Below are 11291 nucleotides of genomic sequence, written 5' to 3'. Positions count from 1 at the left end.
CGTATTATATATCAAGTAGTTGATTTTTTCCTAAAAATATATTGATTTTTGTCAATATAAGTATAGTTTTGTCTATGAAATTGTCAACTTAGGACTTGCTCTCTGGGTCTGGAACGTCTCTATCAAAGCAAAAAAATCCGTCGTTTGCTAATTATCATTTTTTTGGTGTTTTTCCGCAATAGAGGTAGTAAATCTTCTTGACACGGACCGAAAACCCTGTTACGCTAATCTCGACGAGGAAGAACTATCTTGTGTGCATAAACAGGTTGTGTCAAGTTTTGTCAAATCATGAAATTAACAATAACTTCATCTTCAACTTTATTTTCTGAGCTTGTGCGATCGCTATTCTCCTGCAATTGATAAAATTTCTGCACACAACTGTTTACGAATCCAGAAGCCATTAGCAGTCAAATCATCTAATATCGGTTTTACTAGGGGAATCATCCCTTTTTGTTTAGCAGCTAGTACAATACCTAATAGTCCAGTAACCTGCAATCGGGACTTGATAGCCTCATTTCTGCCTTTTCGCTCATCAATAATTAGTCTATCAGCATTTAAGTCTACCGCAAGAGCGATCGCTTCTGCTTCTCCAGGATCTAAAATTTTTTGTAGGGTGTCAACTAAATCAACGTTGGTAACAGATATAACTTGAATCCAATCAACAGTTTGCAGTGCTAGTGTACCTGGATCTGTACAACCACAAGCAACAATTTCCTGATAGACTCTTGGGGGAATAAAAAGATTACCATATAGTTGCTGCAACAAAGTTAACTGACCAATTGCAGCTAAGTTACTGATAGGAGATGTATTACTAACAATCATCATAGCCAATTGTTAGCTTCCAAACTCTTGACATCCTCTCTCAGTTCAGCAATATCATAATGAAGAGGAATTTTGCGACTAGTTAAGCAATCGCTGAAACTCAAGCTGATTCATACCGACAAAATTACTCGCTTGTCCTAAAGTAAACCGTTCTTGTGTAAACAGCAAGATAGCTATTTCCTGAATTAATTCCTTGTCAGACATTTGAATTGTCTGCAAGACATCATCTGTAATCACCACACTCATCTTTTTACCTCTTCAACTTCTTGAAGTTATCCTCAAATTTCTACTACACAGCAGCAATATATATCTAAGTTTAGTCTAATTTTAATTTATTGCTAAGTCGCGTAAGTAATAAAAGCGATCTTTTGTCCAATCATCTTCTTTAATTCTTCCTAAGAGGATGTTTGAAAAGTCTAACTTAGGCGATTAAAAATCACATCTACACAGACAAAACCTGCCTATGCAAGTTTCAAATCCTTAATTTTTCGTTAGTCCACGCAGGTGGACTTTGTTTGTGTAGTAGCGAATTATATTCGCCGAAAACTTTTAAGACAACCTCTAAGTAACCTGTTAATGGTGATGATAGTTCTATTAATATTTCTATATCATTAACTGATAGAAAATTACCTTTTGCTGACTTCCTCCCAAATCCCACAACGCAAGCAGCAAGCGAGTTTTAGTGTAACTTACCTGTAAATCCTTAGTCTTTGAACTCATAGTGATGTGTGTTAAATAACTGCAAATATTATAATAGTGATTGTAATTTTTATGTCACCACAATCAAAAAATTGTTTAATTTCTCGATATTTCTTATAAATTGCTCAAAATTTCTACACAAAAAGCAACAGAGAATTTACGTAACTTATAAAAAAATAAAAATAAAAGTAGGTTGGGTTGACGCAAAGCACTCGAACATAATCACCAACAAAATAACGTATAATTAAAATAACGTATAATTAAAGGCTACAACATATAAAAACGAAAATAAAATTTTAACTGATGGGAAAACTAAACTTTCTTAATGTGGTATTTTGCCATAAATGCAAGATAATGATGTAATTTTTACATAAAATAATTAAACTAGTGACAAAAATAACAGATGATGAAAATGACATTGTTTGTTACTGCTATTCCCCACTACAATATACCCAATGTAGTGGGTTTTATCTGATATTCAGGTTTTTGAACTATGTCAGACTCCAAAGACGCGCAACCAATGTCATGTAAGAGTATTTGTAAAGACTGTGCTTTTTTTGTCCAGGAGGAATGCACTCACCCTGATGAATTAGGGGTTAATTGTGCTACTGTCATTTTTTGTAATTCTTTTACTCCAGCAGTAGAAGTTGATAGTCCTTGTGTGACTTTTGGTAATGATGATGAATATTAATGAAAAACGGAAGGTAGAAACTTCCTGATAGCATTTCCAGTCAGGAGAATGGGAACGAGGAAAAGTAGGAATTATTATATAATTACTTAAAGAAGCTACCAAAAAATCTCACAATTTCTTTGCGGAGGTTTCCAGCAGATGAAAGCAATTCAACCTACAAACCTTGCTAGTTCAAATCTTTATAATGAAGATTTTTATTTATGGATAGAAACTACAGCTAAACAATTAAAAAATGGTAACTTTGCAGAAATTGATTTAGAGAATTTAATTGAAGAAATCGAAAGCATGGGAAGAAGTGAAAAAAGAGCATTAAAAAGTAACTTATTAATTTTATTAATGCACCTTCTCAAATATAAATATCAACCAGATAAACGCAGTAATAGTTGGTTATCTACTATTTTTGAACATAGACGCAGATTGAAAGAAGAATTAACTGAAAGTCCCAGTTTAAAAAAATATTTTTCTGAAGTATTTAGCGAATGTTATCAAGATGCGAGAAAACTAGCATCCTTAGAAACAGGTTTATCAGTTGATACTTTTCCTGTAGACTGTCCTTTTACTACAGATGAAATTTTAAATCAAGATTATTTACCAGAATAAACACTTGATTTTTCTGATCTTATCTTCTCCTCTTCCTTTGCGTCTTTGCGTCTTTGCGTGAGAAAAAAAAGGAAGGTAGAACCTTCCTAATAGCATTCCCAGTCAGGAGACTGGGAACGAGGATGAACTATTTACTGTTAGTATTTAAAACCCGTTCAGCAATTTTATCCGGTACTTCTTGCAGGTGATCATATTCCCAATGGAAAGAACCAACACCCAAGGTAAGCGATCGCCATTTGTGGAAAGTTTTGCAAAGAAGGCATCGCAACTTTCTAAAAAATAATGTATAATATGATGTATACATTAAATAGACTTTGCAATTGTGTCAACCAAAATTCGCAAACAAATTTATATCCAACCACGTCAAGAACATCTACTAAAAGTGATCGCACAACAAACAGGTGTCAGTGAAGCTGAGATTATTCGTCAAGCCATTGACCTTCATCTGAGTGAAATAACTATCCCCCAAACCGATATCTCACTGTGGGAAACAGAAAGAGAATTTATTGAACACATCAAAACTCGACCTGTTCAAGCTGGAGGTAGGGACTGGAAGCGGGAAGACCTTTATGAACGGTAGAGTTTTTATTGATACTAATATTCTTGTGTACATCTACGACCCACTAGATAGCACAAAACAGGAACAAGCAATAACAGTAGTTGACAGGTTAATTCGTTCTGGGAAAGCAGTAATTAGTACCCAGGTGATAGGGGAGTTTTTTATGGCCACAACCCGTACTAGAAGATCCCTTTTAACTCCTGCTGAGGCTCTGGTGCGAATGCGTAACTATTTAGCGATTTGTCATGTTGTTGATATGACAAAATTAATCTCCCTAGAAGCAATTCGTGGTGTAGAAACCCATCACTTTAGTTTTTGGGACGCACAAATTTGGGCAACAGCACGACTCAACCAAATTGAAGAAATTTACAGCGAGGACTTCCCATCAGGTGCAACTATTGAGGGTGTGAAGTTTACAAATCCTTTTACACTGAGTAATTAATATTTCCTCGGCTCCTTTGCGTCTTTGCGCGAAACAAAAAATAAAAAACGGAAGGTATAACCTTGATAGCATTCCCAGTCAGGAGACTGGGAACGAGGAACGAGAATTTACTATTTACCGTTTTTAATTAAAACCCGTTCGGCAATTTTATCCGGTACTTCTTGCAGGTGGTCATATTCCCAATGGAAAGAACCAACGCCCAAGGTAAGCGATCGCAATTCTACAATAAAATCGTGCATTTCTGCTTGGGGTAAGTATGCAGAAACATTATCCCATCCTGACCAATCTTGTCTACCTTCATAACCCAAAATTTGTCCCCGTCTACCACTTAAAAGTTGTAAAACTTTAGAGGTAAACTCACTAGGAGTATTCACATCTACCTTTAAAATTGGTTCTAAAAGGGTAGGTTGTGCTTGGGGTACTCCTGTTTGCATTGCGAGACGTGCAGCTTGTTTAAAAGCTTGTTCTGAACTATCAACGGTGTGATAAGAACCATTAGTTAATGTCACCGCAACATCAACCATCGGGAAACCTAAAGGACCATGTGCAAGAAATTCTTTCACTCCCATTTCTACCCCAGGAATGTATTGTTTAGGAACAACACCACCAACAATTGTTTCCCGGAAATTGAAACCTTCTCCCCTTGCTAATGGTTGAATGTCTAAATAAACATCTCCAAATTGTCCATGTCCACCACTTTGATGTTTATAACGTCCATGAACTGCGTTTACTGGTTTGCGGATAGTTTCTTTGTAAGGAATTTGGGGAAGATGGGTAGACATGGGTAAATTATATTTGCGTCTGAGTCTATCTAACGCAACTTGCAAATGTATCTCACCTTGTCCCCACAAAATTACTTCGTGGGTGTCTCCATGTTGTTCCCAAGCTAAAGCAGGATCTTCTTCTAATAACTTAGTAATAGCAGCACTAAGTTTGACTTCATCATTACGTTTTTCGGGTGTTATAGCTAACGCAAAAACTGGTTCTAATTCTGCTGCTTTTGGTAATTGTTTAATGTGGGAATTGGTAGAAATTGTATCTCCGGTTTTAATTCCTTCTAACCTAGAAATAGCAACAATTTCTCCAGCTACAGCTTCGTTAATTTGCTGTTGTTGTTGTCCCATTAAACGGTAAAGACCACCAGCACGAATACCATTTAAAACAATACCATCTGTTAATGTTCCTTGCCAGACTCGCACTAAGGAAAGTTTGCCACCTTGGGGAGTATAAAAGGTTTTGAGAACTTGCGCTAAAGGAGTATCACTAATTTTTTCTAAACGCCGTTCCATTGTGGTTTCTGGTGCTGGTGCTTCCCTTAATATTGCTTCTAATAAAGGTCTCACACCATAATCTTGTTCTGCAATTCCAAAGAAAACTGGTACTACTAAATCAGCACCTAGTTCTAGTTTTAAATCTTTGAGAATTTCTTCTTGGGGTGGTTCGATATCTTCTAATAATTCTTCCAGTAAATGATCATCAAAATCAGCCAAAGTTTCTAACATTTCTGCTCTCGCTTGATGTTCTTCGGCTTTTAATGCTTCTGGAAATGGGATGGAATCAGCAGCAGCACCAGCATGATATTGATAAGCTTTTTCACTTACCATATCAATAAATCCTGTGAGTTCTTCCCCTTGCATAATGGGGAATTGATGCAGCACTAAAGGACGACTAGAAACGGCTTTGAGGGCGTTTAATGTTTCTAGAACATGAATATTTGCCCGATCCATTTTATTCACAAATACGATGTGGGGAATTTCCCAATCATCGAGAAATTTGAATAATGGGGCTAAAGTTAAAACTCGATCTTTGATGGGTTCGCAAACAACAACTGCGGCATCAATTCCCATTAAAGCATTATAAGTTTCTTGGACAAATTCTACTGAACCAGGACAGTCTATAAAGGTGAAGCGTGTATTTTCGTATTCTGTACAAGCTGTGGAAACTTCTACACTCATGCGGCGATCGCGTGCTTCATTAGCACTATCTCCAACTGTGTTAACATCTTTAATGTTACCTTTGCGAGAAATTGCTCCGGTGACAAATAACAAACTTTCTAATAATGTGGTTTTGCCACTGGAATAGGGTCCAACAATTGCTACATTCCGCGAACCGGATTTTACTTTTTCGCTCATAAACCCTCCTTTACGGTGATTCCCTCAACCGTATTATGTATTTTTCAGGAGTAATTTTTTTAGCTTTCAGCAGTCAGCTTTCAGCTTTCAGCTTTTTAACAGCTATACTCAAAATTGTTATTGGCTTATTTCACTGATTTATCAAACATTATGACTACTGTACGGGCAAAGTAGGCGCGAAGCATTCGGAAAATAGCCTTTTCATAAAATTGATAATTAGTCGCCCGAATGCTTCGCCTCTACGACTCCTGACTCCTGACTTTTTTATTATCCATCTTTTAAGCTCGGTGCAAAAAAATTGTAGTTTATCGTAAGATTAAGATTAAGTAATATTAAGCTATGCTAATTTATATACCAATTATAAAATATTTGTTAAAAAATAGGTTCATACTCAATATTTAGTGACAATATTATTCGGCTAATTTATGACTATTTCCTTAAAAAAATATCCTTTTATTGGCATTGTTACTTTACTGGTACTAGATATCAATATTAAGCCAGTATTTTCCACTTCTCCCCATTTCCCCATTTCCCCATCTGCTGTCACCTGTCACCTGTCACCTGTCACCTGTCACCTATTAGCTCAAACTCCTCGTCAAATTGCTTTAGACTGGTTAAATAGGGGTTTACAAGCTATTCAAAGGGGAAAAATACAAGAAGCTATTAACGCTTTTCGTCAAGCAACACAATTAGATCCGACTTTAGCAGCAGCGCATTATAATTTAGGGTTAGCACTGCGACAAACTGGAAAGTTACAACCAGCAGCGGACGCATTTTATCAAGCTACGCAAGCCGATCCACAGTTTGCATTAGCTTTTGCAAATTTAGGTAGTGCTTTGTTAGAAGGGAATAATTTACAGTTAGCAAATGATTATTTACAACGAGCTTTACAACTAGATCCAAAATTGGGTTTTGCTCATTATAACTTAGGATTGATACGAGAAATTAAAAAAGATTGGGATGGGGCGATCGCCTCTTTTCAACAAGCGATCATACATAGTCCAAATTCTCCAGAACCTTCCTATCATTTAGGACTTTGTTATTTACAAAAAGGTAGAATTGAACTAGCAAAATCAGTATTTACCGCTGCAATAACTATCAATCCCAGATATGCAGAAGCTCATTATAATTTAGGTTCAATTTTATTTAATCAAGGCAAATTTAAGGAAGCATTAGCAGCATTTAGAAAATCCACCCAAGCAAATGCAAATTATGCCGATGCTTATTATGGTGCAGGATTAGTATTTGTACAATTGAAACAATATCCAGAAGCCGTAAAACTAATCAAATATGCGAGAGATTTGTATAAAAATCAAGGTAATACTCAATGGGTGAATAATGCCGACAAATTGTTAATACAAATACAAAAATTAAATAACAAACCACGCTGAGGCAGAAAACATTAATGTTACGTAAAAATAGGAATATTGGTAAGAGTTCAGAATTGAGTCAGTAGGGGTTTAGCAATGCTAAACCCTAACAGTAGTCAGAATATTTGATCAATTATCAACCAATGATTTTTGGTGTAACCCTAAAAAGCTGACTGCTGATAGCTGATAGCTGATAGCTTACTGACTGCCATTGGAATGTAAACAGTCATGCAAAAACGCTTCAAGAGTAGATTTTTATTTTGCGATCGCTGGTTAGATCGCTATGCAATAGTGCGTAACATGGAGGCTTTTCAAGACCTCATAGTGATGGTATTATGTTTAGCCTTATTTGCGGTAATGTTGATACAATTGTGGGGGATAGTTATTGCCATCATTAATTCATTAGACTACAAAGAATTGACATCAAAAATACTATTTGTGTTAATTCTCGTGGAATTATTTCGACTACTCATAGTTTACTTACAAGAACATAGTATTTCCGTAGGTGTAGCCGTGGAGGTGGCAATAGTTTCCGTACTGCGGGAAGTAGTTGTTCATGGTACGTTAGATATTTCCGGCACACAAACAGCAGCAATTTGTAGCTTATTACTCATTTTGGGGGGACTATTATTAGTATGTGCGAAAACACCCCACATGGACTGCATGAGTGCAAACACAAAATATTGTCCTATCGTGCATCAAGAGAATAGAGAAATACAAAACAAATTCGTATTTCAGTATTCCGATGAATATGAGGATAACCCACCTCTGTCAAAGTAAATATAGCAGTGGATAGATCCCCAACTTCTTGAAGAAGTCGGGGATCTGGGTATGACGTTTTTTAAAGTTGAGTTACTTAAAACCTTGTTCAATTATTAACTGAATACTTCTATCTAAAGGTAATAATTTTGTCCACTTTGAGATAGATGAATATAACTTAAATAATCTGTATAAATTCAATAAATAGTTAAATAAAGGAGCAAAAAAATGACTGCTACCCAGACCAAAACTCAAGAACCAATTAGTAATTTAGAATACGACTTTATCACAGTATTGCATAACAAAGCAGCAGCAGTGCAAGCTTACGAACGTTACATTCAAGATGCACAAGAAGCAAATTCTCAACCTTGTGTAGAACTATTCCAAAAATTGCGTCAGTCAGAAATTGACGGAGCGCACGAAATTCGTGAACATCTGCAACAAGTGATGGCAAAAGGAAAGATGTAATTTTGTAGGGTGCGTTAGATCCCATAGCAGTTAATGTACATTAACCCTATTGTTGCGAGCCTAACACACCCTAAAAACTAGATAGGAATCTGGATCAGGAGAAATATCAGTTAAGCGAAAAGTATCACTCACTTCTTTAATAAAATTCCTTCCTCTTCCCCTCTTCCCTTCGCGTTCTTCGCGTTCTTCGTGGTTCAATAACTTTGCGCCTTTGCGTCTTTGCGTGAGAAAAAATAGGGGCAGGAAAACCCACCCCCATAAAAATTAAGTCACACCAAAAACGATCACCAAGCCCAGAACAGCCCCAAAAACAATTAAGGCATAGAACTGAACCCGACCGCTTTCCAGGTACTTCAAACCTTCACCACTAACAAGAGTAAAGAAACCAGTCAAATTAACCGCACCATCAACAACGCGGAAATCAACTTCCATCACTTGTCGAGCAATACGACGCAAACCAAGGACAAATACCTGATGATAAATATCGTCAAAATACCATTTATTCAACGATAACTCATACAGAGATTTGATCTTAGAAGCGATCGCACTGGGGTCAATTTTCCGAGCCAAATACATCAGCACGGCTAAAGTAATACCCACCACAGAAATAGCCACAGAACTACCCGCCATCACATAAAACTCATGGGGGTCAAATTCCGCAGCTTTTTCCATTACTTCAGCTAAGGTTTCATTAGGAGAGTAGATAAACTGCTCAAAATAATTAGCGTAGGGAGTACCCACCAAACCGATCAAAATAGAAGGAACAGCCAAAACCAACAGAGGTAGAGTCATTGTCCAAGGAGACTCATGAGGTGAACTGCTGTGGTGTCCGTGACCATGACTTTCTAACTCACCTTTTTTCATTGCTCCTGGTCCAAAATTAGGTTGTAATTCCAAACCTAACTTAGCAGCAGCAGCATCTTTGAGCATGGTTTTGATTTTCTCATCATTACCCCGGAATTTGCCTTCAAATGTCGAGAAATACATTCTAAACATATAAAAAGCAGTAATACCCGCTGTCACCCAACCAATAAACCATAACAGGGGGTTAGCAGCAAAAGCCGCACCGAGAATTTCATCCTTGGACCAGAAACCAGCAAAGGGAGGAATACCGGAAATTGCTAAACAACCAATAAAGAAAGTAAACCCGGTAGCGGGCATATATTTCCGCAGTCCACCCATTAAGCGCATATCTTGAGCCAGTACCGCATCATGGCCAACCACTGCTTCCATACCGTGAATAACTGAACCTGAACCCAAGAACAGCATCGCTTTAAAGTAAGCATGGGTCATCAGGTGGAATAAACCCGCACTGTAAGCGCCTACACCCATTGCCATCACCATGTAACCAAGTTGGGAAATGGTGGAGTAAGCGAGTCCTTTTTTGATGTCGTTTTGGGTAATAGCGATAGTCGCGCCCAAAAATGCTGTAAATGCCCCAGTGAAAGCGATCACGTTCATTGCTGCGGGGACGTGTTCAAATACTGGGTACATCCGCGCTATTAGGAATACACCAGCCGCTACCATTGTTGCTGCGTGGATCAGGGCGGAAATAGGTGTAGGACCTTCCATTGCGTCTGGTAGCCAGACATGGAGGGGGAACTGGGCAGACTTGGCAACTGGACCGAGGAAGACCAAAATGGCGAAGAGGATAGCCAGGAAATTGCTGATAGAACCAGATTCTACTAATTCACCCAGGCGATCGCCCATGATTGTAAAATCAAAGCTGCCTGTTGCCCAAAATAGACCCAAAATACCTAGCAGTAAACCAAAGTCACCAACGCGGTTAGTTACAAAAGCCTTTTGACAAGCATCCGCCGCCGCCTTGCGATCGTACCAAAAACCAACGAGGAGGTAGGAACACATCCCTACCAATTCCCAAAAGATATAAATTTGTACTAGGTTGGGACTAACCACCAACCCTAACATGGAAGAGCCGAATAAACTGAGATAGGCGTAAAACCGGACATAACCAGGGTCATGCGCCATGTAGCCATCAGTGTAAATCATCACCAAAAAGGCTACAGTTGTCACAACCACTAGCATCATAGCTGTGAGATTGTCAATTGTGTAGCCCATCGTCAAGTGAAAATTACCTGCTGCTGCCCATTCAAAGGTACGCAGATAAGGTGCATGACCTTGGTATTGACTCCACAGCAGAGCCATAGACAGCCCCATAGCTGCGCCCATCAGGGAGATAATAACCACAGCGTTTAGCTGTCGCAGGCGGTTTGTTACCTGATTTAACGAGATTAACCCTAGACCTACCAGCATTGCTCCTAATAGGGGTAATACTGGAATAATCCAGGCATACTGATAGATTACTTCCATCACTCACGCCTACTTTGAAAAGTATTGACAAATTAAGGACAATGCTGTAAGAATATTCTTCTTAGGCTAAATTGTCCAGGTCGGAACTCCTAATAATTGTAAGATAACGCCAATAGTCATTAAAAATATAGTCAAGTATTTACAGCTTTCAGAAGATTAGACCTGAAGCACAAGGTTTGCTGAAAAAGTCCTGTCGTGGAGACAGGGTACAGGAAACTCTTAACAGGGAACAGTTTTAGCTATCTGTTGGTAACAAATTTTTGGATTTCTTCAAGCCAAAATGCAGGGTTTTTTAGGTCTCAGCTTCAAAAATCTTGCATTTATTGAAAATTAAAATCGCTAAAACTCTTTTCCACTCCAGGTTTTACATTTATAGAACTTACGCAGAAACCAGGTTTCTTGACGATTGATGCGTAAG

The 11291-nt window shown here is 37.9% G+C and carries 12 protein-coding genes; 7 read left to right on the top strand and 5 right to left on the bottom strand.

Features of this window, described 5'->3' with window-relative positions; all coding sequences use genetic code 11:
- Positions 1-342: 342 nt before the first annotated feature.
- Entirely contained in the window at positions 343-825 is a 483-nt protein-coding gene (locus H6F47_RS07210; RefSeq protein WP_190648237.1) for a DUF3368 domain-containing protein, read from the bottom strand.
- A 75-nt stretch (positions 826-900) separates the two neighbouring features.
- Positions 901-1068: a UPF0175 family protein gene (locus H6F47_RS07205; protein ID WP_236104224.1), complete on the bottom strand. Its 168-nt coding sequence runs from the start codon at positions 1066-1068 to the stop codon at positions 901-903.
- Positions 1069-2014: 946 nt separating this feature from the next.
- Between H6F47_RS07205 and H6F47_RS07200 the strand changes: the two genes are divergently transcribed.
- Together H6F47_RS07200 and H6F47_RS07195 are read left to right on the top strand one after the other, a co-directional pair.
- Positions 2015-2212 carry a hypothetical protein gene (locus H6F47_RS07200; RefSeq protein WP_096570581.1) on the top strand — a complete coding sequence of 66 codons (198 nt, stop codon included), beginning with the start codon at positions 2015-2017 and terminating at the stop codon, positions 2210-2212.
- A 138-nt stretch (positions 2213-2350) separates the two neighbouring features.
- Positions 2351-2812: a DUF29 domain-containing protein gene (locus tag H6F47_RS07195; RefSeq protein WP_096570583.1), complete on the top strand. Its 462-nt coding sequence runs from the start codon at positions 2351-2353 to the stop codon at positions 2810-2812.
- A gap of 127 nt (positions 2813-2939) precedes the next feature.
- Here the strand turns inward: H6F47_RS07195 and H6F47_RS07190 are convergent, their stop codons facing one another.
- Positions 2940-3116 (bottom strand): hypothetical protein, encoded by a 177-nt coding sequence (locus H6F47_RS07190; protein WP_190648234.1) that lies wholly within the window; start codon positions 3114-3116, stop codon positions 2940-2942.
- An 18-nt stretch (positions 3117-3134) separates the two neighbouring features.
- On the opposite strand from H6F47_RS07190, the gene H6F47_RS07185 reads away from it, so the two are divergent.
- Together H6F47_RS07185 and H6F47_RS07180 are read left to right on the top strand one after the other, a co-directional pair.
- Entirely contained in the window at positions 3135-3392 is a 258-nt protein-coding gene (locus H6F47_RS07185; protein WP_190648231.1) for a ribbon-helix-helix domain-containing protein, read from the top strand.
- On the top strand, positions 3382-3813 hold the full coding sequence (locus H6F47_RS07180) for a PIN domain-containing protein (protein ID WP_190648226.1): 432 nt from the start codon (positions 3382-3384) through the stop codon (positions 3811-3813). The genes H6F47_RS07185 and H6F47_RS07180 overlap by 11 nt, the downstream gene beginning before the upstream one ends.
- A gap of 110 nt (positions 3814-3923) precedes the next feature.
- On the opposite strand, the gene H6F47_RS07175 is transcribed toward H6F47_RS07180, so the two are convergent.
- Positions 3924-5945, bottom strand: a complete 2022-nt coding sequence (locus tag H6F47_RS07175) for an elongation factor G (RefSeq protein WP_190648223.1) — start codon at positions 5943-5945, stop codon at positions 3924-3926.
- A 425-nt stretch (positions 5946-6370) separates the two neighbouring features.
- Between H6F47_RS07175 and H6F47_RS07170 the strand changes: the two genes are divergently transcribed.
- From H6F47_RS07170 to H6F47_RS07160, 3 genes are all read left to right on the top strand, one after another.
- Positions 6371-7336, top strand: a complete 966-nt coding sequence (locus tag H6F47_RS07170; protein WP_190648212.1) for a tetratricopeptide repeat protein — start codon at positions 6371-6373, stop codon at positions 7334-7336.
- A 207-nt stretch (positions 7337-7543) separates the two neighbouring features.
- Positions 7544-8095 carry a phosphate-starvation-inducible PsiE family protein gene (locus H6F47_RS07165; RefSeq protein ID WP_096570591.1) on the top strand — a complete coding sequence of 184 codons (552 nt, stop codon included), beginning with the start codon at positions 7544-7546 and terminating at the stop codon, positions 8093-8095.
- Positions 8096-8302: 207 nt separating this feature from the next.
- Entirely contained in the window at positions 8303-8542 is a 240-nt protein-coding gene (locus H6F47_RS07160; RefSeq protein ID WP_096570593.1) for a hypothetical protein, read from the top strand.
- A 264-nt stretch (positions 8543-8806) separates the two neighbouring features.
- Here H6F47_RS07160 and H6F47_RS07155 read toward each other — a convergent pair whose 3' ends face one another.
- Complete coding sequence (locus tag H6F47_RS07155) at positions 8807-10873, bottom strand: NAD(P)H-quinone oxidoreductase subunit 5 (RefSeq protein ID WP_190648208.1); 2067 nt, start codon at positions 10871-10873, stop codon at positions 8807-8809.
- Positions 10874-11291: the final 418 nt, after the last annotated feature.

Source organism: Sphaerospermopsis sp. FACHB-1094 (assembly GCF_014696195.1).
GTDB classification, from domain to species: Bacteria; Cyanobacteriota; Cyanobacteriia; order Cyanobacteriales; family Nostocaceae; genus Sphaerospermopsis; species Sphaerospermopsis kisseleviana.
Note: the sequence above shows the minus strand (reverse complement) of the source record. Positions and strands in the feature narration are given on the sequence as shown.

What these genes read in the sequence shown, in the direction of transcription:
- H6F47_RS07170 (WP_190648212.1), top strand. Translation starts at nt 6,371, where the DNA reads ATGACTATTTCCTTAAAAAAATATCCTTTTATTGGCATTGTTACTTTA.
- H6F47_RS07200 (WP_096570581.1), top strand. Translation starts at nt 2,015, where the DNA reads ATGTCAGACTCCAAAGACGCGCAACCAATGTCATGTAAGAGTATTTGT.
- H6F47_RS07210 (WP_190648237.1), bottom strand. Translation starts at nt 825, where the DNA reads ATGATGATTGTTAGTAATACATCTCCTATCAGTAACTTAGCTGCAATT.
- H6F47_RS07160 (WP_096570593.1), top strand. Translation starts at nt 8,303, where the DNA reads ATGACTGCTACCCAGACCAAAACTCAAGAACCAATTAGTAATTTAGAA.
- H6F47_RS07175 (WP_190648223.1), bottom strand. Translation starts at nt 5,945, where the DNA reads ATGAGCGAAAAAGTAAAATCCGGTTCGCGGAATGTAGCAATTGTTGGA.
- H6F47_RS07195 (WP_096570583.1), top strand. Translation starts at nt 2,351, where the DNA reads ATGAAAGCAATTCAACCTACAAACCTTGCTAGTTCAAATCTTTATAAT.
- H6F47_RS07165 (WP_096570591.1), top strand. Translation starts at nt 7,544, where the DNA reads ATGCAAAAACGCTTCAAGAGTAGATTTTTATTTTGCGATCGCTGGTTA.
- H6F47_RS07180 (WP_190648226.1), top strand. Translation starts at nt 3,382, where the DNA reads ATGAACGGTAGAGTTTTTATTGATACTAATATTCTTGTGTACATCTAC.
- H6F47_RS07205 (WP_236104224.1), bottom strand. Translation starts at nt 1,068, where the DNA reads ATGAGTGTGGTGATTACAGATGATGTCTTGCAGACAATTCAAATGTCT.
- H6F47_RS07155 (WP_190648208.1), bottom strand. Translation starts at nt 10,873, where the DNA reads ATGGAAGTAATCTATCAGTATGCCTGGATTATTCCAGTATTACCCCTA.
- H6F47_RS07190 (WP_190648234.1), bottom strand. Translation starts at nt 3,116, where the DNA reads ATGTATACATCATATTATACATTATTTTTTAGAAAGTTGCGATGCCTT.